Genomic DNA, 23226 nt, shown 5'->3' with positions numbered 1-23226 from the left:
TGTTGGCATGCCTTTCGACGCCGCAAGCCAAGCCATGCCTGATGTCCTCGCAACCGGCCTTCAATGGCGGCCGGCCACCATGGAAGACCTGGATAACTGGGCAGGCCTGATCTCCCGGACGGCCGCCGTCGAACATCCCGTCTGGTATGAAAAGCGCGGCGACCTCGTCCACATCCTGCAGTCCACCAAGAACCCGCCGGAAACCAGCACCCTGTTGGGCCTGGACGCCGGGGGAGTAGCGCGCGCCTATGGGCGTATCTCCAAAAACCCCACGGGAGACAAGGCCACAGGAATGGCGTGCGTCGATCCGGAGTGGCAACAACGAGGCATCGGCTCTGCAGTCCTGGTGTGGCAGGAAGGACAAGTGCGCAACCGGTTCCAAGCCGATGAGGCCGCCGGTCACACCACGGCGCCGCCCCGCCTCCGCATCCAGACGGAGGAGCAGCACGAACATCAGGCAACACTCCTGATGGGGCACGGCTACGGGGCCGTGCGCTGGTTCAGCGAAATGCACCGGCCATTGACTGCGGAACTGCCTGAAGTCCGGCTTCCCGCCGGACTTGAGCTCAGGACCCTCGATCCATCGCTCTTCGAACCCGTGCGCCAAGCCCACAACGATGCGTTCAGGGACCACTGGGGGAGCGAACCGCGGGACGAAGAATCGTGGCGGTTCACCATCGAGGAACCCACTGCCCGGCACGATCTGGGCGCGGTGGTTATCGACCAAGCCAAAGGCGAGGTGGCCGGATACCAGCTGACCAGCTTCGATCCCGACTCTGCCGCGGATCGCGGTTTCAAGGAAGGCTACACGGAGCTCCTTGGCGTGCGGCGTGCCTATCGCGGCCGGGGCATTGCCCAAGCACTGCTCGCCGATGCCATGCAGCGCTACGCCTCGGCGGGAATGGACGTGGCATCACTGGACGTTGACTCAGCCAACCCCACCGGGGCGCTGGAACTCTACCTTGGCATGGGCTATACGCCCGTGAACCGCAGCATGACGTGGGAGAAAATGCTCTAGGTTCCTAGCCGTCCACATCATGAAGATGGTGAACAACATCGTGGAGGAAGTACTGGGAGAACGTCAGCACGGTAAATGAGGATCCATTGCTGCGCGTTCCGGTACGCTGCCAGTCATCCTCGGTGACCCGTGCGAAGGACTCGGCAATCTCCGTACCCTCGGCCTCAAGCTGATCGGCCACCGTCCGTGGGTCCGCCGAACCGTACTCTCCGTCGATCGCGGCCTGGTCCTGGTCCCAGTTGGCGAACCGGGCGTCGTCCTCCGTCAGCATCAGGTTGAGACGCTGGTCGAAAAGGCTGAAGACGTCCCGGACGTGGCATGCGTACTCCAGGTTGGACCAGGTGTGGTCATTAGGACGTGTGGCAACGTCCTCCCGGCGCAGGACGGCACGCCACCGGGGGAGCATGTTGACGACGGTGCCAGGCACCGTGGAGGGAGTCACGGTCGCGGGATCAAAACCGCACTCGGGGCAGGGCTGTGAGAGCACCCAGGTCCAGTCTTTTTCATCAGGGATGATCGGCATGCGGCCAGTCTAAGCTGATCCGCTCCGTGCCTCTGGGCAGCCCACGAAATATGGTGTCGTTTTCCAATTACTTACCGACCCGCCCAAGAGTAAAGTTCGTTCCGGGGGGAGAGCCGGAAAGAGAAAACAATGCTCAAGGATCAGCAGGTTGGTGCCGTCCTACCGGCACAGGACATAGCCCGGGCACGCGCGTACTACAGCGAAAAACTCGGACTGGAACCCGAAAATCCGGACGACGACGACAACCTCCAGTACAGGTGCGGCGATGGAACCGGATTCTTTGTCTATCAGACGTCGAATGCAGGGACTGCGAAGAACACCCAAATGGGCTGGACTGTCAGTGATGTCAAGGCCACGGTGCAGGAGTTGCGCGGCAAGGGAGTCAAGTTTGAGGACTACGACTTCCCTGGCCTGAAGACCGAAGACGGCATCGCCACGATGCCCGATGGAAGCGCTGCAGCATGGTTCCTTGACAGCGAGGGAAACATACTCAGCATCAACCAAACCGGCTAGCCCATGCGGTGGCTTCAAGGCCACGGCAGCACAAAGGCCGGAGGTGCCATAACCCCCGGCCTTTGCCGTGCTGCTTGACTTTTCTGCGGCTATTCCGCGGCTTCAGCCCAGGCCATGCTCGGCCCGATTGCCTCCACAGGCTGGGACAGCGGCACGCCCGATCCGTCCCTGCGACCATGCTCGTGGGGGAGTGCCCGTGCCACGCCGGCGGCGGATGAAGCCTTGGCAGGACCATGTCCGGCCCACGCCATCAACAGCGTGTCTTCGCCCTTGAGGAAGCGGTGAACCCGCACGCCACCTGTTGCCCGACCCTTGGCCGGATACTCCTCGAAAGCAGTCACTTTGGCAGTACCCGGCGCCGTCCCCGGAAGGGCGCCGTTGGTACCGGCAATGGTCACCACGACGGCGGCAGGATCGTCCGCGCGCACGGTACCGAAGTGGATTACTTCGTCCCCGGCCGCAAGCTTGATGCCGGCCATGCCGCCTGCTGTGCGTCCCTGCGGACGGACGTTCGACGCACTGAAGCGAAGCAATTGGGCCTGCCTTGTCACGAAGACGAGGTCCACGTTGTCGTCCTGGGCAGGTTCCACCGCGAGCACCAAGTCTTTGTCTTTAAGCGCAATGATCTCCCAGTCCTCACGGTTCAACGGGTAATCGGGCTGCACGCGCTTCACCACGCCCTGAACCGTGCCAATGGCAAGGACGGCGTCCAAGGGCACGAAAGCCACCAAGGTTTCACCCTTGAGTAAGGTGATGAAGTCCTTGGCGGGGACGCCACCGGCCAGGTTGGGCAGACCTGAGACCGGGGGCAGCACGGGCATGTCCATCACTTGGAGCCGCAGCATGCGGCCCTGCGAGGTGACCGCGCCGATTTCGCCCCTGGCGGTGGTCTTCACCACTGAGCGGAAGACGTCGTGTTTGGTGCGGGGGCCGGCCTCGGCGAGTGGCTCCTGGTTGGATGTCCTGGCAATCTGCCCTGAGACGCTGAGCAGGGCCCAGCAGGGGTCGTCCGGAATTTCCAGCGGCAGCGCTGCTGCCTTGCCTTTGGGGCCCGGAACTGACGCTGCCAATGCCGCAGCCACCGTGGGGGAAACAGCTTCCGATTCCAGCAGCACCGTGCGCCGGGGCGTGCCGTACTTCTCGGCAATGACGGCCAACTCGCCGGAAACAAGATCTCGGAGCAACTCGTCCGAGGCCAGGATGGCTTCAAGTGCCTCGATCTCGCGGCGGAGTTCGTCCTGTTCCTTCTCCAATTCAAGACGCGAGTACTTGGTCAGCTGCCGCAGGCGCAGTTCCAGGATGTAGTTGGCCTGGATCTCGGTGAGGTCGTAGATGGACATGAGGCGTTCGCGCGCGGCCGAGGCTTCGTCGGAGGAACGAATGATCTGGATGACCTCGTCGATGTCCACAATCGCGATCAGCAAGCCCTCCACCAAGTGGAGGCGGTCCTTCTTCTTGCCAAGGCGGAAAGAGGTACGGCGGCGCACCACATTCAGGCGGTGTTCCACGTACACCTGCAGCAACTGCAGGAGGCCAAGCGTCTGCGGCTGGCCGTCCACCAAGGTGACGTTGTTGATGCCGAAGGAATCTTCCATGGGTGAGTAGCGGTACAGCTGCTGAAGCACGGCGTTGGGATTGAAACCGTTCTTCAACTCGATGACCAGGCGGAGGCCGTGATTACGGTCCGTGAGGTCAACGACGTCGCTGATGCCGGTCAGCTTCTTGGAATTGACGGCATCCTTGATCTTTTCGATGACCTTCTCAGGGCCCACCATGTAGGGAAGCTCAGTGACCACCAGGCCCGTGCGACGGGCAGACAGCTGTTCCACCTCAACCTTGGCGCGGGTCTTGAATGATCCACGCCCCGTGGCGTACGCGTCCCGGACTCCGTCCAGTCCCACGATGCGGCCGCCAGTGGGAAGGTCGGGCCCCGGGATGAACCGCATGATCTCCTCCAGCGTGGCACCGGGGTTGGCGATCAGGTGGCGTGCGGCGGCGATGACCTCCACCAGGTTGTGCGGAGGCATGTTCGTGGCCATGCCCACAGCAATGCCCGTGGTGCCGTTGACCAGCAGGTTGGGGAAAGCAGCGGGGAGGACATCGGGCTGCGTCAGCTGGTTGTCATAGTTGGGGACAAAGTCCACCACGTCTTCGTCAAGGTGGTCCGTCATGGTCAGCGCTGCGGCCGCCAAGCGTGCTTCCGTGTAGCGCGGTGCTGCCGGGCCGTCGTCGAGCGATCCAAAGTTGCCGTGGCCATCGATCAGTGGCAGCCGGAGGGAAAAGTCCTGCGCCATGCGGACCATGGCGTCATATATCGCGGTATCGCCGTGCGGGTGGAGCTTGCCCATGACTTCGCCCACCACGCGGGCGCTCTTGACGTGTCCTCGATCCGGGCGGAGGCCCATGTCGGACATCATGTACAGAATGCGCCGTTGAACCGGCTTCAGTCCGTCGCGTGCGTCCGGGAGGGCGCGCGAGTAAATCACCGAGTAGGCGTACTCCAGGAAGGAGCCCTCCATCTCGGAAGTGACATCGATATCGACGATGTTCTCGGTGAAATCGCCGAGGGGCTCGCCTTTGCGTGCGGGAGTTTGGCTGCGGGCCATGGGGTCGGTGGATCCTTGAAAGTTGTACTGCGGATGTTTTAGCTAGGCTAAGCCTATGGTGGATCAGCCCGGCGTCGGCATTTATCCGGAATATTGGGAGGCCGATGTCGTGCTGCGCGACGGCGGGACAGCCCACCTTCGCCCCATACGACCCGAAGACGCGGACGCTTTGCAGGCCTTCCACGCGGGCCAGTCGCAGGCCTCCATCTACATGAGGTTTTTCTCCTTCAAGCCCAAGCTCTCCGGCAAGGAAGTGCGGCGCTTCACGGAAGTGGACCACATCAACCGTGTCGCATTCGTCATCACCATCGGCGGCGAAATCATAGGGATCGGCCGCTATGACCGGCTTGAGGATCCTGCCGAGGCTGAGGTCGCCTTCAACATTTCCGACGCACACCAGGGCCGCGGGATCGGCTCCATCCTCCTGGAGCATTTGGCAGCTGCCGCCCGGGAAAACGGGATCCGCCGCTTCACGGCCGAGGTCCTGCCGGACAACCGTAAAATGCTGATGGTCTTCGCAGACGCCGGCTATGACCTCAAACGCCAATTCGACGACGGCGTTGTCTCCGTGGAATTCAACATCGATCCTACGGAGAAATCACGTGCCGTCATGGAGTCACGGGAGCACCGCGCGGAGGCGCGCAGCGTGCGCGACCTGTTGTCGCCGTCGTCGGTGGCTGTTATCGGTGCCAGCCGCAAGTGGGGGACGGTGGGCTACCAGCTGCTGGAGCACATCATCGAAGGCGGCTTCAAAGGTCCGGTCTACGCCGTCAACCCGGAAGCGTTCGAACTCGCCGGAATGATCTCCTTCGGGAAATTGTCCGAGATCCCGGGGCCGGTTCAGCTGGCCATCATCGCCGTTCCTTATGAGGAAGTCCACAAGGTAGTTGACGACTGCGCAGCTGCCGGCGTCAAGGGCCTTGTGGTGGCCACTGCCGGATTCGCCGACGACGGCGAGCGGGGACTCGCCCGCCAGCACGAGCTGGTGCGTCGGGCCAGGGCAAACGGGATGCGCGTCATTGGCCCTGAGTCCCTCGGGATCCTGAATACGCACCCGGCAGTATCCTTGAACGCGTCCATGGCGCCCATGATGCCTCCGAGGGGAAGCCTGGGTTTGTTTTCCCAATCGGCTGCCGTGGGTGTGGCGGTTTACGCCGCCGCCAGCCGCCGCAGGCTAGGTTTGTCGTCGTTCCTGTCTGCGGGAAACCGTGCCGACGTTTCCGGCAACGATGCCATGCAGTATTGGGAAGATGACGCCGATACCTCCGCCGTGGGGCTCTATTTGGAGTCCATCGGCAATCCCCGTAAATTCTCCCGACTCGCCCGGCGGTTGTCGCGCAGCAAGCCCGTGATCGTGGCCAAGTCCGATGTCACGGGACTTAGCCTTCCGCCCGGGCACGAGGTTCGGACCACCCAGGCGCCGGGCGCGGCCGTGGATGCCATGATGCGCCAAGCGGGCGTCATCCGCGTCGAGACCATTGAACAGCTTATGGACATAGCCCAGATTGCGTCCTCGCAGGCACTGCCCAAGGGGCCGGGCCTGGCTGTCTATTCCAACTCGGTCGCCTTGGGCAAAGTGGTTGCGGACAGTGCAGTGCCGCTCGGTTTGGACGTAGCCCGACTAGTAACGGACCTGGACCTCGACGCAGGGATGTCGCTCGCCGTTCCTGCCCTCCGGTCCAGCTTGCAGGAGAGCCTCGCGGACGAGTCCGTCCACGCCGTGGTTGCCGCACTCCTCCCCGCCCGCGGACTCACCGTGGAGGCGCTGGCAGGAGTCTTGGCCGAATGCGCTGCTGAATCCGGAAAACCGGTGGTGGCTGCGTTCACCGGAATCCTGGATCCCTCCGTGCAGGTGGAAGGCATGGTAGGAACAGCCGGCAAGCCCGTGCTGCCGTGCTACTCCAATGCCGGTGCCGCCGTGGCGGCTCTGGCTGCGATCGTCCGCTATGCGCAGTGGCGCGACCGGGACCAAGGGCTGTTTGTGGAGCCCGAGGACTGCGATGTGGACGGCACCAGGGACACGCTGACCGCGATGCTGGCCGGCGTCACGGGCGAAAAGATCAGAAAGCTCGACGCCGGTGCTGCCGCGGCGCTGCTGTCGGGCTACGGAATCGAGGTAGTACCGTCGCTTGGATTTGGTACCTCTGATGAAGCCGTGCAAGCCGCGGATACCGTTGGATGGCCCGTAGTTCTCAAGACCACCGATCCTGCGCTGCGGCACCGACTTGACCTGGGCGGGGTTCGGCTGGATATCCAGGACGCGGAGTCCCTGAGGCAGAACATCGCCCAAATGCGCCGCGCCTTGGAGCCTTACGGATCACCCTCACTTGAAGTACAGGCGATGGCACCTGTGGGGCAGGCCTGCACTTTCCGTGCGATGGAAGACCCCCTGCTGGGGCCGGTTCTGTCGTTCGGGTTGGCAGGAGATGCCGTGAACCTGCTGGACGACTGGGCCCATCGGGTGCCGCCGCTATCGGCTGCCGATCTGCACGATGTCATCCGCTCACCCCGGGCGTCCCGGAAGCTCTTCGGCTACCAAGGACTGCCCGCCGTGGATGTGGCAGCCCTTGAGGACATCGCAGCCAGGCTCGCCAAGCTAAAAGATGACCACCCTGGAATCGCGCTGGTGGAATTCAACCCCGTCCTTGCACATCCCACAGGCGCCACCATCCTGGGGGCGGAGGTTTGGATCGGCAACGCAGCGCAGCGTACGGACAGTGCCCGGCGCGCCATGCGGGGTTAGCCACAGGAAGGGACCGCACGGTTAGGTAGTCACCAAGCGATCTGTGAAAATGGGGGAATGAGCACCCAGTCTCCGACGCCTCAATCCCGCCCGTCCAACGCCGGGCACCACACCGCCCACCATCACGGCTCGCAGGGACAGAGCCTGGACCAGGCGCTGCAGCAGGCAGGCTTCTACCCGCGGTTGGTGGCAGACGTCGTTGACGACGCCTTGGATGGCCGGGAGTGCCTCTCCCACTTGGTCCACCTGGAGACCCACTTCGACCGTGCCGAGGTCCGCAGGCACATCACCGTGCTGGTGCTCACGGAAGACATGCTGGTGATCACCCACGTTGATGACCAGCAGCTGGATGAGGCCGGAGAACAGATCGTCGCCCAGGTTTCCACTGAGTCGGTACCTGTGGCCCAGATCCGCTCGGTGGTGCTCAGCTACATGTATGCGCAACCCCAGGACTACAAGCCGTCCGATCCTGTCCGTGAGATGACTGTGTCCATCGCTTGGTCCGGCGGGCAACGCCTGGACATGGGGCCGGCGAGCTGCGGGGATCCCCAGTGCGAAGCCGACCATGGCTACAGCGGAACCATCGCCCAGGAAGACATTGTCCTGCGGATCAGCGCTGAGGCAGACGGACTCCAGGCAGTCCAGGACGCCAAGACATTTGCCCGTGCACTGCGTGCGGTCAATACGGGCAATCCAACACCCGCCCAACATGCCAGCATCCCGGCACCGAGGCCGCGTTCGGGCGTCTTCAGCAACCGCCTCAGCCGCGGACACCAGCGTTGAGGGAAACTGCACAGAACCCGGTGAACACAGCTGCGGGGACCGCCCCGGCCGCAGACCTCCCATCGCCCCCGCTTTTCGGGAGCAGATCCATAGCCGAAGTCCTGACGAGTTCCGCCGCGGCCCTTGGCATGCCCGGCTTCACCAACCACCTTCAGCTGCCGTCAACGCAGCGTGTCTGTGTGGTCCTCGCCGATGGCCTCGGCCGCAGCCTGCTGAAGCAGAAGGCCTCCCACACGCCCTTCCTCCGTTCGGTCATGGCTGAGGGACAACGCAATGTCCCTCCATGGATTGACGCCGCCTTCCCCAGCACTACGGCAGCGTCCCTCGCGAGCCTCGGCACCGGTTTGCCTGCCGGCCAGCACGGAATGGTGGGCTACGACGTCCTCGATCCCGCCCAAGACAAGGTAGTCAACCTTCTGGGCAACTGGGATTCACAGGTGGATCCTGCGCTATGGCAGCCTCACGCGACGGTCTTCGAACGGCTGGCGGGAGAGCTGGACGTCGTCACCGTCAGCCTGCCGCAGTTCGGAAACTCGCCCATGACACAGGCCGCTCTGCGGGGAAGCCGCTTTGTGGGCGGTATCACCCTGCATGCCAGGACCGCCGCAGCCGCTGAGGCAATGTCCGGTGGCGGCCGTTCCCTGATGTACTTCTACGCCAACGAGCTGGACAAAGCCGGCCACCGCTATGGCTGCCAGTCCGACCGCTGGGAGCACCAACTCGAAGAACTCGACTCCACGGTGAAGAGGCTCTCCGCCACACTGCCTCCCGGAACCACCATCCTGGTGACCGGCGACCACGGCATGTTGGACGTTCCCGAGTCCCAAAGGATCGATTACTCCGCTGATGAATCTTTGGTGGCCGGTGTCCGGCACACTGCCGGCGAGCCCCGCATGGTCCATCTCTACTTGGAACCGGACGCAGCCCCTGCCCACCGGGAAGCCCTCATTGAAGCCTGGCGTCGTCGCTTTGGTGAAAGGATATGGGCCTTTACGCGAGAGCAGGCCGCGGATGCAGGGTTATTCGGCCCGGTGCGTCCCGAGGTCGCCCCCCGCATCGGCGACGTCATGATCGCAGCGCGTGACACCCTGGCCCTCTACGACACACGGAGGGCCCGCCCGGCATCACTCGAAGTAGTGGGGCAGCACGGTTCGCTGACCAAGGCCGAGCGCGAAGTACCCCTGTTGTGCTTCGCCGCTGCCGGCAAGAAGGGCAAACGTGGCTGAGCTGGTCTTCTTCTCTGGCACCATGGACTGTGGCAAGTCCACCCTGGCCCTCCAAATGGACCATAATCATCGGGCACGGGGCCGCGGAGGTGTTCGGTTCAGCTGTAACGACCGTGCAGGTGATTCAACGATCTCCAGCAGGCTGGGCCTTCAGACCGATGCGGTTGAGGTTGTGGGCGGCACCGATTTCTGGGACGAAGTGGTTGCCCGGCGGACCAACGGACTCCGCGTGGACTACCTCATCTGTGATGAGGCGCAGTTCTACTCACCCACCCAGGTGGAGCAGTTGGCGCGGGTTGTGGATGAGATGGATGTGGACGTCTTCGCGTTCGGCATCACCTCCGACTTCCGTACCAGATTGTTCCCCGGCTCACAGCGGCTTATTGAACTCGCGGACAAAGTGCAGGTGCTGCAGGTGGAAGCTTTGTGCTGGTGTGGCCGACGGGCAACGCAGAACGCCCGCACCGTGAACGGCATCATGGTGGTGGAGGGTGACCAGGTGATGGTGGGCGATGTCGCACCCCAAAACAGCGGCGACGAGCCTGTGCCCGACGAGCCTGTGCCCGCGCACGCCGTGGGTTACGAGACGTTATGCCGCCGGCACTACATGAGGCGTGTGACGGCTCATGGCGCAAATCTGATGGCAGGGGCGGACCAGCCGCTGCCGTTCGACATTGATGCTTGCCTCTGGCCGGGGGCAGGAGCTCTCCGGCACGGCTAGCCGATCCAGCCAGCCGTTGCTGCCATCTCCGCGGGGCTAGTCTCCGCGAGCCCCGAAAACGATCTCGTCCCAGCTCGGGATGCTGGACCGCTTGGGGCGTGAGGGTTGGCGTTCCGCGGGGGCATCAACGTCCTTGCGAACGTCTGAGTCTTTCTGGTCCTCTACGGGAGTCTCATCCTGAGGGACGCCAGGGACGTCATGTGCAGCTTGCAAGCCGGTGGAATCGTCTTCCCCGCGGGGTTCCGGGTTGCCGCTGCCGCCGAGGAGTTCGTCGAGCCCTGCAGGTTTGCGGCCCGCCAAGGAAGTAACGGGCCGGAGCGGGCTGGCTACCACCGTTATTTCACGTGTGTCAGTGCTGACTCCATTGTGGAGCTTCAGGGAGTCGTCGCCGTCGTCGTCGTGGGACTCAAAGTGTCGCGGGGCCAGACTCAACCGCGACAGCATCGAAGGGCGCCCGTCTTTGCGTGCGGGCTCCTCGGCGGCAGGGGCTGCCGGCTCACCATCCGCATGGCCTGTTTCTTCTGCCGCCTCGTCACTTTCCTCGCCCGGCCGCGGGTGCGCTGCCGGAACGTTGCTCAGCAGTACTGCCAAGGCATCATCGCCGTCTTCGTCCACGCCCAAGCGTTGGCCTCGCCGGGAGCGGAGCATTTCCAGGAGGCTGTCTGATTCTTTCGCGGACGCACGTGCTGCTGTTTCGGCGTCGGTTTCGAAATCGAACGGCCTGTCCGAAACCGCGGCAAGTCGTCGCGCAGGCACCGGGCCGTCCATCGGCTCAAGTTCGCTGAGTTGCTGGGCCCAGCGGTTGGCGTTCTGCAGGGACTTGCGTTGGGGACTGAAAGTCCACATGGCAGGCGGCTCTTCGCCGATGCTTCCATGGGCGCCGGGAACAGTTTCGAAGCGTGCGACGACGGTCCAGGTGCCGTCCGGACGACGCCATGAGTCCCAATCCACCGTGGAGGAATCGATACCGTGCGCCGAAAGCCGGTAGTCAACCATCTCCCCGAGAGTGGCCGGGTTGTCGCCGAAAGCGGAGCGGTAGATGTCATGCCCGGGGGCAGGGGAGGCAACTTCGATGTTGCGGGCCTGCCGCACTACGTACTCACGCTCTGCAAGCACAGGGCCTTCATAGCGCTGGACGTTGGCAAGGGGGAGACCTGAGAGTTCAGCAACTTCCGTGGCCGTGGCTCCGCTGCGGATCCGGGCCTGGATGTCGCGGGGCGACATGGCAATCGCCGTGTTGGAAGCGCGTGCGGCCACCTGGGCAGGGGTGCGGCTCGCCGCGGCCCTCAAGGCCTCGTCGATCGGAAGCTGGAACATCGCACCGCCCGGGCCGCTTAAGAGCAGATGCCCGCCGTCGTCGTGGACGCCTACCAGCCGTAGATCCTGCATAACACCCTCCACCACATGGCATAACTGACATTCGAAACTCTGCCACCCGCGGGGGCCTTTTCCTACTAGGACAAAGGGCGTGCCGTGATATTCCGCTGAAAGCCGATCGATTCCGGAAGGCTTCCCGAGCTTTTTCGCACCAGATCGAGTTCTATGGACTTTTTGGGCGTGGGGGAGGACAATCTGGCCGAGATCGGGCACAAATCCGGGGCGTCCGGCGTTTGCACCCTTAAGCCGGCGGCAGGAGAGTTGCTGCACTCCGGTTTCCAACCCGGAACAGGTATGGAGGACGAAGAAGGACCATGGCCACGGATTACGATGCCCCTCGAAAGACCGAGGAAGACGTCAGCGAGGATTCCTTGGAAGAACTGAAGACCCGCCAGTCGGGGAAGCAGTCCTCAGCGGTGGACGTCGACGAGACCGACCTCGCCGATGGCTTCGAGTTGCCGGGCGCGGATCTGTCCGGGGAAGAGCTCCTCATTCAGGTCATGCCGCCCCAACCTGATGAATTTACGTGCTTCAACTGTTTCCTGGTCAAGCACAGGTCCCAGATCGCTGCGGAACGGGGCGGCCACCAGTACTGCACCGAATGCGAGAGCTAGGCGCTGCCGCGGGGCCGGGAACCCCCATGGAAGGGGTCACGGGTGGCGTCAGCTCCTGACCGGCCCGGCGTTAACCCTGTGGCGTGGTGAGGGCGGAAACGAGCTCATCGGGCCGGCGGGAGGACGCCAGCCAGTAAGGGGTCCGGTCCGCGGGGTCCGTGATCTCAATCTTGACCACGGGGTCGATCCACCCGCGGAAGCACATGTAGGCGAGTCCATTCAGGCGGGGACCCCGTTCAGCGGTGGCCTCTGCTTTCCTGAATGCCTGGACGGAGCCTACGAATTTGCGGTCGATGCTGGCCCGACCCACCCTGACGGTGTTAGCCGTAACGGTGATGGTGGGCGTAGAGAGCACCAACATGATGGTCATAATGGCCAGCAGCGCCAAGGCGGCGATGATGCCGGTGGCCGCGCTGATGGGACCAAACATCAGGACGCCGGCGCCGGACAAGCCAACCACCACAACCCAGATCCACACAGACGGCCACAACTTCTCGGTGTACAGGACGTCGGAGGCCGAAGGGGTGTTCCGGGCAGGCATGGGGGAGGACTGGTCAGGCGTAGGCATGGGTCCAGCTTATCGGGCCCTGGCCGTGGTCCCAGTAGAATGGACCATTGTGAGCAACGAGACCGCAGTATTCAGCACAGACCAGAGCTCCGCAGTCGCGGACAGCAGCGAAACCACAGCAGCCTACAGCGCCCCCACTTTGGAAGTGCAGCTGAAAATGCTCGACGCCGGGTTGGAGGCCCCGTCCTACGCGCACCCCGGTGATGCCGGTGCCGATCTCCGCGCACGTGTGGATGTGCACCTTGCTCCCGGCCAACGGAAACTCGTTCCAACGGGCGTCTCCATTGCGTTGCCTGAAGGTTTCGTTGCCCTGATCCACCCCCGTTCCGGGCTGGCCACCAAGCATGGACTCACGGTGGTCAATGCTCCCGGCACTGTGGACGCAGGCTACCGTGGCGAAATCGCCGTCACGCTCCTGAACACCGACCAGGAAAATGCCATTGACCTCAAGCGCGGCGATAGAATTGCACAAATGGTGATTCAGCGCGTCGAATACGCGCAGTTCGTGGCTGTTGACCAACTGTCCGAGTCCGTTCGTGGAACCGGCGGCTTCGGGTCCACGGGTGGATTCAACGCACCGAAGGCCTGAGAGACTACCGAACCTTGCGTGTACCGCACACCAAACGATTGACGTATGTGCGCGGTTTAGCGAGGTTTAACGTGGTTGCGGTTTACTTGGGGATAGACCACTACTAAGGAGAAAACCCAATGCTTTTTGGGCGCGGCAAGAAGTCCAAGGACGATCGGTCCGAAACCGCCGGCACTGTTGAGGAGTCCGGTGCCGAGGCGCTGGCTTCCGAACCAGGCGGGTCCGGTACGCCCGGCGATTTCCGCCTTGGCAAAGGCCCCTTGGACATAGACGAGATCGAGAGCCGCGATGGCTACGTCGACCTCGGTGCACTGTTGATCGCACCGGCGGATGGTCTCCAACTGCGGCTTGAGGTGGAAGAAGCCACCCAACGCGTGGTGGCCGTGACCATGGACCTCAACGGTTCGAGCCTGCAGCTCCAGGCGTTCGCGGCGCCGCGTTCCGAAGGTCTTTGGGACGAAATCCGCGAGCAGATCACCCAGTCGGTGGCGAGCCAAGGCGGGGAAACCGAAGAGGTTTCCGGAGCTTTCGGCACGGAACTCGTGGCCAAACTGCCCGCTGAGGCGGCTGACGGCAGCCGCGGCTTCCGTGCCGCCCGCTTCATGGGTGTGGACGGGCCCCGATGGTTCCTCCGTGGTGTCCTTGGCGGGCAGGCTGCCTTGGAACGTGATGCCGCAGCGGGGCTGGAAGACCTCTTCCGCAAAGTTGTGGTGGTCCGCGGGGACAATCCGATGCCTCCGCGCGAACTGTTGCAGCTGCGCCTGCCCAAGGATGCCGCGGTACCGGGCCAAGCGGGCGCACCCCAGGGTGCGGTTCCCCCGGCAGCGCCTGCAATGCAGCAGCCGGAGCGAGGGCCGGAGATCACCCAGATTGGTTGATTCCCCCGGCGGCAGCGGTGTGCCCGGTCAGAGGCCCCCTGAGCAAGGAGTCCGTGATCTTCCTGCACGGGGCAGGGCTGTATGTACCGGCTTCATTGAATCCGTAACGCATCAACCGCCCAGCGAACAACCATTCTTTTCGGCTGTGGTGGTGGATGCCCTGAGGCCGGGGGACCAGCGTGCGTCCGCTCCCGGCGGAGCCCGGAAGTCCTATGACCGCCTCCGTGTGATCTGGCTGGGCAGGACCCGGGTTCCCGGCATTGAAGCCGGTGTGCAACTTCGCTTGAACGGCATGGTGACCCAGGTTGATGGACTACCGGCCATGTTCAATCCCCGATACGAAATACTTTCCCGTCAGGAGCACCTATGACCGTGGCAAACGGATCAGAACCGAAGGACACAGGGCGCCCCACGCCCCCGGAGGACCACGTTGTGCTGCCCGACGCGGCTAAGGCCGGTCCGGACTCACCCAGTGTGTCCGAGCTCGCTGCGGGATATGCCGAAAAGGCCGGCCTTCACCGGAACAGCGCGGGGCACGTCGACATGCTGAAGTCAGCGGGCGGGGTACAGGGCATTGCCGAGAGCATCCTTCCCGGACTGGTCTTCCTGGTGGCCTTTACCATCACCCGGGATTTAACGCCGTCTCTTATCGCGGCGCTGGCTACCGCCGCCGTCTTCACCGTGGTGCGCCTGATCCAGCGGCGGCCCTTGACGCAGGCATTGGCCGGCGTGGTGGGCGTGGGTATTTCCGCGTGGCTGGCCAACACCACGGGTAAGGCAGAGGACTTCTATGTCCTGGGGTTCTTCACCAACATCGCCTATATCGCGGGCATGGTGCTCTCCATCGTGCTCAAGTGGCCGGTTGCGGGGCTTCTGTTCGGTTTCGTGCGCAACGAGGGACTTGAGTGGCGGAAGGATGCTGAAAGGCTCCGCGCCTACAGCCTGGGCACGTGGATCGTGGTGGCGGTGCTTGCTCTCCGCCTGGTGGTTCAGGTGCCGCTGTACTTCATGGGTGAACCCGGCCTGACAGCGTTGGCCACCACCAGGCTCCTGATGGGGGCCCCGCTGTACATCCTGGGCCTCTGGGTGGCCTGGCTGGTCACCAAGCCGGCGACTCAGCCGTCGAAGCCGTCGTCTTCAGCGGACTGATCTGCTGCTTCGGAGGACCCCTCACGAGGTTCCTGGCCGTCCTCGGCCGCTGGTGACAACAGGGCCCGCAGCCCGTCTTCCGCTGCGATGGTGGTGACGAAGAACAGCTCGTCGCCGCCGTCCAGGACGTCGTCGCGTGTGGGGGTGATGGGTGCGTGGTCGCGCAGGATAGCCACCAGCGTTGCGTCTTCCGGCCAGTCGATACCACCCACCGTGCTCCCGATGACATGGGAATCGTGGGGAACCGTGAACTCAACGATCGATGCCACGCCTGTTTGCAGGGTCAGCAGCCGCACGATGTCGCCGATTTCAACAGCCTCTTCCACCAGGGCCGTCATGAGCTGCGGGGTGTTGACTGCGACGTCCACGCCCCAGGAGTCATTAAACATCCAGTCGTTCTTGGGATTGTTGACGCGCCCAACTGTCCGTCCCACACCGAACTCGGTCTTGGCGAGCAGTGATACCACCAGATTCACTTTGTCGTCGCCTGTGGCAGAAACCACGACGTCGGCATCCTCAAGTTTGGCGTCCTGCAGGGTGCTGAGTTCGCAGGCGTCGCCCACCAGCCAGCGGGCACCTCGAAGCCCGCTGCGTCCGATGACTTCGGGCTTCAAGTCAATAAGGAGGATCTCGTGTTTGTGGGCCAGCAGCTCACGCGCAATGGACGAGCCGACGCTGCCCGCGCCAACAATGACAACTTTCACTAAGACTCCTTGGCGGGTGCTTTGGCGAGGATCCGGCTGATCTCGGAGGTTCTGTCCAGGCTCACCATTGCGTGGACAGTATCGCCCTCTTGGTATGCGGTGCCGGCCTGGGGCAACAGGCCCTCACCAAACCTGGTGAGGAAGGCGATGCGGATTCCGGCGGCGGACTCGATGGAGTCCATGCTGTGTCCGATCCAATCCTCGTGGAGATCCACTTCGGCCAGTACCAAGCGGCCCGACGGCTCGCGGTAGTCACCGGCGAGGTGCTGCTCGGGAAGGATGCGGCGCAGGACCTGGTCGGCACTCCAGCGGACGGCTGCCACCGTGGGGATGCCGAGCCGCTGGTAGATTTCGGCGCGGCCGGGATCATAAATCCGTGCCACCACGTGGGCAACATGGAAGGTTTCGCGGGCCACACGCGTGGCCAGGATGTTCGAGTTGTCGCCGCTGGATACGGCGGCAAAGGCATAGGCCTCTTCCACGCCGGCTTGTTTCAGGGTGTCCCGATCAAACCCGACTCCGGTGACTTTGCGCCCAGTGAACGTGTTGCGCAACCGGCGGAAGGCCCGCTCGTCCTGGTCGATGATGGCCACCGAGTGGCCGGCATCCTCCAAAGTGTGTGCCAGGGTTGCGCCAACACGGCCGCAACCCATGATCACGAAGTGAGCCACCATGTCTCCTAATGTGTGTTGTCCATCCCGCTCGGTATGACTTTACCGGTGCCGCGTGGCTAAGCCGGCGACAACCCGTCATGACATCCCTGGGGATTCAGAGTAGCTTTGCGGAGTGCTGACAATTCTGAATGCCGCGAAGCGGGTGTTGGTGGGCCGGCCAGTCAGGAACGACCGCCTGTCCCACACCTTGTTGCCCAAACGCATTGCTTTGCCGATCTTCGCCTCGGACGCCCTGTCCTCGGTGGCTTATGCCCCCGACGAAATTCTGTTGACGCTCGCCCTTGCCGGCGTAAGCGCCGTGGCTTTCTCCCCGCTCGTGGGCCTGGCCGTCATGGTGGTGTTGCTCACGGTGGTGGCGTCCTACCGCCAAAACGTGCACGCGTATCCGTCCGGAGGCGGCGACTACGAGATTGCCAACGTCAACCTCGGCAAGTACGCCGGTCTTACTGTCGCCTCCGCCTTGCTGGTGGATTATGTGCTGACGGTTGCCGTGTCCATGTCATCAGCGGCGACGTACCTGACCACCGCCATCCCGGCACTCCATGGCCAGCAGGCACTGATTGCCACTATTGGCGTGATCATCCTGGCGCTGGTCAATCTTCGCGGAGTCAAGGAAGCCGGGACGCTCTTCGCTGTCCCGACGTACATCTTCATGGCGTCCATCCTTGGAATGACCGGGGTGGGTATCTTTCAGGCGGTCACCGGCACCTTGGGGGAGGCACCTTCCGCCAACTTCACCATCGTCCCTGAGCCCGGATTTGATGAGGGCCTGGTGGGCCTGGCCGGGGCTTTCCTGCTTCTGCGTGCCTTTTCATCGGGCGCCGCCGCGCTGACCGGTGTTGAGGCCATCAGCAACGGCGTACCAAACTTCCAGAAGCCCAAGAGCAAAAACGCGGCCACCACGTTGCTCCTGCTCGGCGTCATCGCAGCCTCCATGCTGGCAGGCATCCTTTACCTGGCCAACGCCACCAAGGTGCACATCGTCCTGGATCCTGCCCGGGAGTTCCTGGTGGACGGAAAGCCACTTCCTGAGGGGTACATCCAGACACCTGCCATCAGCCAAATCGCAGACACCATCTTCGGGTCCGGCTCCATTCTTTTCTACGTCGTCGTTGCGGCCACCGGCGTCATCCTTGTGTTCGCTTCCAACACGGCTTTCAACGGCTTCCCCGTGCTGGGTTCGATCCTTGCCCAAGACGGCTACCTGCCCCGGCAGCTCCGCACCCGTGGCGACAGGCTTGCGTTCAGCAATGGCGTCCTTGCGTTGGCAGCCGGGGCGCTGGTCCTGATTCTCGCGTTCAACGCAGATGTCACCAAGCTGATCCAGCTGTACATTGTGGGCGTCTTCATCTCCTTCACTGCCAGCCAACTCGGCATGATCCGGCACTGGGGCCGCGAACTTAAACTCGCCAGGGACAAAGCCGTCCGCCGCCGTATTATCAAGTCACGGACCATCAATATGCTGGGCTTCGGGATGACGGCCTTGGTCCTTGTCATCGTCCTCATCACCAAGTTCGAGCAAGGCGCTTGGATTGCTTTGCTCGCCATGTTTGTTCTCTTCCTCATCATGTGGAGCATTCGTGCCCACTACGACAACGTGGCCAGGGAGCTGGCCGTGGACGAGGATTCCTCACCGCGTGCACTTCCCACCAGGGTCCACGCGGTTCTCCTCGTTTCCCACGTCCGCAAGCCGGTCCTCAGGGCGTTGGCATATGCACGGGCGTCGCGGCCATCGCGCCTGGACGCCGTGACCGTGGACATCAGTGCTGAAGAGACAGCCCAGACGGTCCGCGATTGGGAGAAGCTGGAAATCCCCGTTCCCCTGACCGTTCTGGCCAGCCCCTACCGTGAGACCGTGACACCCATCATGGATTACATCAAGAACATGCGCCGCGACTCACCGCGGGACCTGATCGTGGTGTACATCCCCGAATATGTGGTGGGCAAATGGTGGGAACAACTCGTCCATAACCAAACAGCACTCAGAATCAAGACGAGGCTCCACTTTGAACCTGGAGTCATGGTTGCCAGCGTCCCGTGGCAGTTGAAATCGTCCGAAGAAGCAAAGGCACTGCAGGATACCTAAATGACCTCCCACAGTAATTCCCCCCAACACCACTCCGGAGACCAGGGTGCGCCCGCCACTGAACTGGTGGTGGATGTAGGCGCCATAGCCCACGGAGGGCACTTCGTCGCACGGCATGAAGGGCGCGTCATCTTCGTCCGGCACGCCATCCCGGGAGAGAAAGTCCGGATCCGGTTGACCGACTCCGGCGACTCGTCGCGCTTCTGGCGTGCCGACGTCGTCGAGGTCCTGGAAGCCTCACCCGACCGCGTTCCGCACTTCTGGAAGCAGGCGGACTCGCTGGGCTCATGGAGCCGCGGGGCTCCGCCGGTGGGCGGTGCCGAGCTCGGCCACATTTCGTTGCAGCGCCAGCGGGCCTTGAAAGCGGACGTGCTGGCGGAACAGCTCAAGCGGCTTGCCGGCTTGGACCTCACCACCGAGGTGGAAGCCGTGGGAGATCAGCACGACGGCGGACTCGGCTGGCGTACGCGGGCCAGCTTCGCGGTGACCCCCAAGGGCCGGTTGGGCATGCACGCACACCGTTCAGACGTAGTGCTTCCCATCAAGGAGATGCCGTTGGCGCTTACGGGCGTCAACGAGCTGAAGCTGTGGGACCTTGACCTGTCCGGCATCGCCCGTGTGGAAGTTGCCGTGCCCGCCAACGGTTCGCGGCCCCTGATTCTGCTGGCTCCGGAAGAATCGACCAGCCCCAAGAGATTGCACAGCATCCTTTCGCAGCTGCCGCACCATGTCTCGGTTGCCAGCTTCGATCCCAGCAAGGGCGAAGTCCTGCAGCTTCGGGGGAGGACCTGGGTGCAGGAAACCGCAGCAGGCCATGAGTACCGTGTGACCGGTGAGGGTTTCTGGCAGATCCACAAGGACGCCCCGGACACGCTGGTGGACGCTGTGACGGGCTATCTTTCCGGCGGTGGCTACTTGCAGCCCGGCGCGACAGTGGCCGACCTCTACGCCGGCGCCGGCCTGTTTACGGCGCCCTTGGCGGACGTCGTGGGAGTTACCGGTTCGGTACTTTCCGTTGAAGGCGCGCCGGGCACCAGCCGCGACGCCCGAAAAAACCTGCACGGTGAAGCCCAGGTGGAAATTGTGCAGGGACGTGTGGAGAAGGTCCTGCACCAACGTGCCCGCAGCTTCGACTCGGTGGTGCTGGATCCACCACGTGCCGGAGCAGGCAAGGCCGTGGTCAAGCAATTGATGGCCACCGGACCCCGTGCAATCGCCTATGTGTCATGCGATCCCGCATCCTTTGCACGTGATCTGGGTTACTTCCATCAAGGTGGCTGGCGACTGGAGTCCCTGCGGGCCTTCGATCTTTACCCGAACACCCATCACCTGGAAACTGTAGGGCTGATGGTTCCCGCCGCGTAGCCGCGGCGCGGCCCGCCTTCCATGGGGCAGCAGGCGGAACTGCTTGTTTTCACAGCGGCACCTGATCAGTGACGCAACGCCGGAGTATGCCACTACGATGGCTGTAGTAGTCCCGGTCCGCAGAAATCAACGCCGCGGACCGGGGTGACCAAGAGAGATGCCGCCAGGCTAAGTAAGGTGCGCCTAACTGGCTAGCGGCCAACCACGCGACAAAGATGAAACTGTTGCGAGAGGAGTCCTGCCATGAGCACTGTGGACAGCTTCGGTTCCAAAGGCGTACTGAATGTAGCCGGCACCGACTATGAAATTTTCCGGTTGAACTCCGTAGAGGGCGCAGACAGCCTTCCGTTCAGCCTTAAGGTATTGCTTGAAAACCTCCTGCGGACTGAGGATGGCGCCAATATTACGGCTGACCATGTCCGCGCCCTGGCCGGTTGGGATCCCAATGCGGAGCCCGACACGGAAATCCAGTTCACCCCCGCCCGCGTCATCATGCAGGACTTCACCGGCGTTCCCTGCGTCGTGGACCTGGCGACCATGCGTGAAGCTGTCAAGGAGCTCGGCGGTGACCCCAAGCGCGTCAACCCGTTGGCGCCTGCAGAAATGGTCATCGACCACTCCGTCCAGATCGACGCCTTCGGAAACTCCGGCGCACTGGAGCGCAACATGGAGATCGAATACCAGCGCAACGGTGAGCGCTACCAGTTCCTTCGCTGGGGCCAGACCGCATTCGATGACTTCAAGGTTGTTCCCCCGGGAACCGGCATCGTCCACCAGGTCAACATCGAGTACCTGGCACGCACAGTCATGACCCGCGAGGTAGACGGCGTTGTCCGTGCCTACCCCGACACCTGTGTTGGCACCGACTCCCACACCACCATGGTCAACGGCCTGGGCATCCTGGGCTGGGGCGTTGGCGGCATCGAAGCCGAAGCAGCAATGCTCGGCCAGCCCGTCTCCATGCTGATTCCCCGCGTTGTGGGCTTCAAGCTCAAGGGCAGCATCCCGGCTGGCGCTACCGCTACTGACGTGGTGCTGACCATCACCGAAATGCTGCGCAAGCACGGTGTTGTTGGCAAGTTCGTTGAGTTCTACGGTGAAGGCGTTGCGGCTGTGCCGTTGGCCAACCGCGCCACCATCGGCAACATGAGCCCGGAATTCGGTTCCACGGCTGCTATGTTCCCGATCGACGACGTCACCCTGGACTACCTGCGCCTGACCGGCCGTTCCGAAGCGAATGTCGCCCTCGTGGAGGCATACAGCAAGGAACAGGGTCTCTGGCACGACCCCTCCCGCGAACTGCGCTTCTCCGAGTTCCTCGAGCTGGACCTGTCCACTGTTGTTCCTTCCATCTCGGGCCCCAAGCGTCCTCAGGACCGCATCGAGCTCACGGATGCCAAGGAGCAGTTCCGCAAGGACATCCACAACTACGTCGCCATCGAAGACGGCAGCGTGGACGAGTCCCTGGACGAATCGTTCCCGGCATCGGATGCGCCGTCCTTCACGCACGCTGATTCGCACACCACGGAGACGGCGCGCGTTTACTCCGCCGCCAACGGTGCGAATGGCCGCCCGTCCACGCCGGTCAAGGTGACCACCGCCGATGGCCGCGAGTTCGAGCTGGACCACGGTGCAGTGTCGATCGCTTCGATCACCTCCTGCACCAACACGTCCAACCCGTCCGTCATGCTGGCTGCGGCCCTCCTTGCACGCAACGCCGTGGACAAGGGCCTGACCTCCAAGCCGTGGGTCAAGACCTCCGTTGCCCCGGGCTCGAAGGTTGTCACTGACTACTACGAAAAGTCCGGCCTTACCCCGTACCTGGAGAAGCTCGGCTTCTACATCGTGGGTTATGGCTGCGCCACCTGCATCGGTAACTCCGGTCCGCTTGAGCCGGAAATCTCCGAGGCAATCCAGGCCAACGACCTCTCCGTCACCGCAGTCCTCTCCGGTAACCGTAACTTCGAAGGCCGCATCAACCCGGACGTAAAGATGAACTACCTGGCGTCCCCGCCGCTGGTCATCGCTTACGCACTGGCCGGCTCCATGGACTTCGACTTCGACACCGATGCCCTGGGCACCGACTCCGAGGGCAATGAGGTCTTCCTGAAGGACATCTGGCCGAACCCCACTGAGGTGCAGGAAGTCATCGACTCCTCCATTGACGAGGCTATGTTCGCCAAGGGCTACGAAGGCGTTTTCGACGGCGACGATCGCTGGAAGGCCCTCGACACCCCTGCCGGTGACACCTTCGCGTGGGCCGAAGATTCCACCTACGTCCGGAAGCCCCCGTACTTCGAGGGCATGAAGGCCCAGCCGGATCCCGTCAAGGACATCTCAGGCGCCCGCGTGCTCCTGAAGCTTGGCGATTCCGTCACCACGGACCACATCTCCCCGGCCGGTTCCTTCAAGTCGGACACTCCCGCAGGCCAGTACCTTCTGGCCAACGGTGTGGAGCGCAAGGACTTCAACTCCTACGGTTCACGCCGTGGCAACCACGAAGTCATGATCCGCGGTACCTTTGCCAACATCCGTATCAAGAACCAGCTCCTGGACAATGTTGAAGGTGGCTTCACCCGCGACTTCAGCCAGGAGGGTGCGCCCCAGGCGTACGTTTACGATGCAGCCCAGAACTACCAGGCAGCAGGAACGCCCCTGGTTGTCCTGGCAGGCAAGGAATACGGTTCCGGTTCGTCCCGTGACTGGGCAGCGAAGGGCACGGCGCTTCTGGGCGTCAAGGCCGTCGTCGCCGAAAGCTACGAGCGCATCCACCGCTCCAACCTCATTGGCATGGGCGTCCTTCCGTTGCAGTACCCCGCCGGTGAGTCCGCAGCAACGCTGGGCCTGACCGGTACGGAAACGTTTGCAGTGGAAGGTGTCACCGAGCTCAACAACGGCACCACGCCGAAGACGCTCAAGGTGACTGCCACGGCCGAAGACGGAACCGCCAAGTCCTTTGACGCCGTTCTGCGCATCGATACCCCGGGTGAAGCGGACTACTACCGCAACGGTGGCATCCTGCAGTACGTTCTGCGCCAGATCTCGGCATAACGAACCGGCTGATTAGCAGCTGATTCAGAAGCCGGACA

The 23226-nt window shown here is 63.1% G+C and carries 20 protein-coding genes, 1 tRNA gene and 1 pseudogene; 15 read left to right on the top strand and 7 right to left on the bottom strand.

The features are described 5' to 3' along the window. Positions 1 to 7: 7 nt before the first annotated feature. On the top strand, positions 8 to 1018 hold the full coding sequence (locus tag J3A64_RS09575; protein WP_014921398.1) for a GNAT family N-acetyltransferase: 1011 nt from the start codon (positions 8 to 10) through the stop codon (positions 1016 to 1018). 4 nt (positions 1019 to 1022) lie between these two features. Here the strand turns inward: J3A64_RS09575 and J3A64_RS09570 are convergent, their stop codons facing one another. Next, entirely contained in the window at positions 1023 to 1541 is a 519-nt protein-coding gene (locus J3A64_RS09570; protein ID WP_014921399.1) for a DinB family protein, read from the bottom strand. A 129-nt stretch (positions 1542 to 1670) separates the two neighbouring features. Here J3A64_RS09570 and J3A64_RS09565 point away from each other — a divergent pair, with 129 nt between their 5' ends. Continuing rightward, positions 1671 to 2054 carry a VOC family protein gene (locus J3A64_RS09565; protein WP_011774476.1) on the top strand — a complete coding sequence of 128 codons (384 nt, stop codon included), beginning with the start codon at positions 1671 to 1673 and terminating at the stop codon, positions 2052 to 2054. Positions 2055 to 2143: 89 nt separating this feature from the next. Here the strand turns inward: J3A64_RS09565 and J3A64_RS09560 are convergent, their stop codons facing one another. Further along, complete coding sequence (locus tag J3A64_RS09560) at positions 2144 to 4660, bottom strand: DNA topoisomerase (ATP-hydrolyzing) subunit A (RefSeq protein ID WP_011774477.1); 2517 nt, start codon at positions 4658 to 4660, stop codon at positions 2144 to 2146. Positions 4661 to 4715: 55 nt separating this feature from the next. Here J3A64_RS09560 and J3A64_RS24115 point away from each other — a divergent pair. Next, positions 4716 to 5540 (top strand): annotated as a pseudogene (locus J3A64_RS24115) (GNAT family N-acetyltransferase); the annotation flags it as partial. A 43-nt stretch (positions 5541 to 5583) separates the two neighbouring features. Here the strand turns inward: J3A64_RS24115 and J3A64_RS09550 are convergent. Beyond that, a tRNA-OTHER gene (locus tag J3A64_RS09550) sits at positions 5584 to 5685 on the bottom strand. Between J3A64_RS09550 and J3A64_RS09545 the strand changes: the two genes are divergently transcribed. From J3A64_RS09545 to J3A64_RS09530, 4 genes are read left to right on the top strand one after another with little or no spacing between them, the layout of a single operon-like run. Then, entirely contained in the window at positions 5670 to 7403 is a 1734-nt protein-coding gene (locus tag J3A64_RS09545; protein WP_210064197.1) for an acetate--CoA ligase family protein, read from the top strand. The two genes, J3A64_RS09550 and J3A64_RS09545, sit on opposite strands and share 16 nt — an antisense overlap. A 57-nt stretch (positions 7404 to 7460) precedes the next feature. After that, entirely contained in the window at positions 7461 to 8186 is a 726-nt protein-coding gene (locus J3A64_RS09540) for a DUF5998 family protein (RefSeq protein ID WP_011774479.1), read from the top strand. Further along, complete coding sequence (locus J3A64_RS09535) at positions 8183 to 9412, top strand: alkaline phosphatase family protein (RefSeq protein WP_210064196.1); 1230 nt, start codon at positions 8183 to 8185, stop codon at positions 9410 to 9412. Before J3A64_RS09540 ends, J3A64_RS09535 begins: the two co-directional genes overlap by 4 nt. Beyond that, a complete protein-coding gene (locus J3A64_RS09530) occupies positions 9405 to 10133 on the top strand; it encodes a thymidine kinase (protein WP_011774481.1) in 729 nt (242 codons plus the stop codon). Before J3A64_RS09535 ends, J3A64_RS09530 begins: the two co-directional genes overlap by 8 nt. Before the next feature lie 36 nt (positions 10134 to 10169). On the opposite strand, the gene sepH is transcribed toward J3A64_RS09530, so the two are convergent. After that, on the bottom strand, positions 10170 to 11522 hold the full coding sequence (gene sepH / locus J3A64_RS09525) for a septation protein SepH (RefSeq protein ID WP_187329934.1): 1353 nt from the start codon (positions 11520 to 11522) through the stop codon (positions 10170 to 10172). 302 nt (positions 11523 to 11824) lie between these two features. Between sepH and J3A64_RS09520 the strand changes: the two genes are divergently transcribed. Then, positions 11825 to 12124, top strand: coding sequence for a DUF4193 domain-containing protein (locus J3A64_RS09520; RefSeq protein WP_011774483.1), 300 nt, complete (start codon positions 11825 to 11827; stop codon positions 12122 to 12124). Between the two features lie 70 nt (positions 12125 to 12194). Here the strand turns inward: J3A64_RS09520 and J3A64_RS09515 are convergent, their stop codons facing one another. Then, positions 12195 to 12665 carry a DUF3093 domain-containing protein gene (locus J3A64_RS09515; protein WP_210066115.1) on the bottom strand — a complete coding sequence of 157 codons (471 nt, stop codon included), beginning with the start codon at positions 12663 to 12665 and terminating at the stop codon, positions 12195 to 12197. 76 nt (positions 12666 to 12741) lie between these two features. On the opposite strand from J3A64_RS09515, the gene dut reads away from it, so the two are divergent. From dut to J3A64_RS09495, 4 genes are all read left to right on the top strand, one after another. Further along, positions 12742 to 13281 carry a dUTP diphosphatase gene (gene dut / locus J3A64_RS09510; protein WP_043471120.1) on the top strand — a complete coding sequence of 180 codons (540 nt, stop codon included), beginning with the start codon at positions 12742 to 12744 and terminating at the stop codon, positions 13279 to 13281. Between the two features lie 119 nt (positions 13282 to 13400). Then, entirely contained in the window at positions 13401 to 14159 is a 759-nt protein-coding gene (locus J3A64_RS09505) for a DUF3710 domain-containing protein (protein ID WP_210064195.1), read from the top strand. A gap of 151 nt (positions 14160 to 14310) precedes the next feature. Further along, positions 14311 to 14529, top strand: coding sequence for a hypothetical protein (locus J3A64_RS23690; RefSeq protein ID WP_238324569.1), 219 nt, complete (start codon positions 14311 to 14313; stop codon positions 14527 to 14529). Continuing rightward, positions 14526 to 15308, top strand: coding sequence for a DUF3159 domain-containing protein (locus J3A64_RS09495; protein ID WP_014921407.1), 783 nt, complete (start codon positions 14526 to 14528; stop codon positions 15306 to 15308). Before J3A64_RS23690 ends, J3A64_RS09495 begins: the two co-directional genes overlap by 4 nt. On the opposite strand, the gene J3A64_RS09490 is transcribed toward J3A64_RS09495, so the two are convergent. Further along, the gene (locus J3A64_RS09490) at positions 15275 to 16012 is read right to left on the bottom strand and encodes a TrkA family potassium uptake protein (protein ID WP_011774488.1); all 738 of its coding nucleotides are present in this window, start codon (positions 16010 to 16012) and stop codon (positions 15275 to 15277) included. The genes J3A64_RS09495 and J3A64_RS09490 overlap by 34 nt on opposite strands. After that, positions 16012 to 16683, bottom strand: a complete 672-nt coding sequence (locus J3A64_RS09485) for a TrkA family potassium uptake protein (protein ID WP_017198905.1) — start codon at positions 16681 to 16683, stop codon at positions 16012 to 16014. The genes J3A64_RS09490 and J3A64_RS09485 overlap by 1 nt, the downstream gene beginning before the upstream one ends. 115 nt (positions 16684 to 16798) lie before the next feature. Here J3A64_RS09485 and J3A64_RS09480 point away from each other — a divergent pair, with 115 nt between their 5' ends. The 3 genes from J3A64_RS09480 (at position 16799) to J3A64_RS09470 (ending at position 23188) form a co-directional block, all read left to right on the top strand. Continuing rightward, on the top strand, positions 16799 to 18772 hold the full coding sequence (locus tag J3A64_RS09480; RefSeq protein ID WP_014921408.1) for an APC family permease: 1974 nt from the start codon (positions 16799 to 16801) through the stop codon (positions 18770 to 18772). After that, positions 18773 to 20137: a class I SAM-dependent RNA methyltransferase gene (locus J3A64_RS09475; RefSeq protein WP_011774491.1), complete on the top strand. Its 1365-nt coding sequence runs from the start codon at positions 18773 to 18775 to the stop codon at positions 20135 to 20137. 243 nt (positions 20138 to 20380) lie between these two features. Then, positions 20381 to 23188 (top strand): aconitate hydratase, encoded by a 2808-nt coding sequence (locus tag J3A64_RS09470; RefSeq protein ID WP_011774492.1) that lies wholly within the window; start codon positions 20381 to 20383, stop codon positions 23186 to 23188. Positions 23189 to 23226: the final 38 nt, after the last annotated feature.

The organism is Pseudarthrobacter sp. PvP004, assembly GCF_017876035.1.
Taxonomy (GTDB): Bacteria; Actinomycetota; Actinomycetes; order Actinomycetales; family Micrococcaceae; genus Arthrobacter; species Arthrobacter aurescens_A.
Note: the sequence above shows the minus strand (reverse complement) of the source record. Positions and strands in the feature narration are given on the sequence as shown.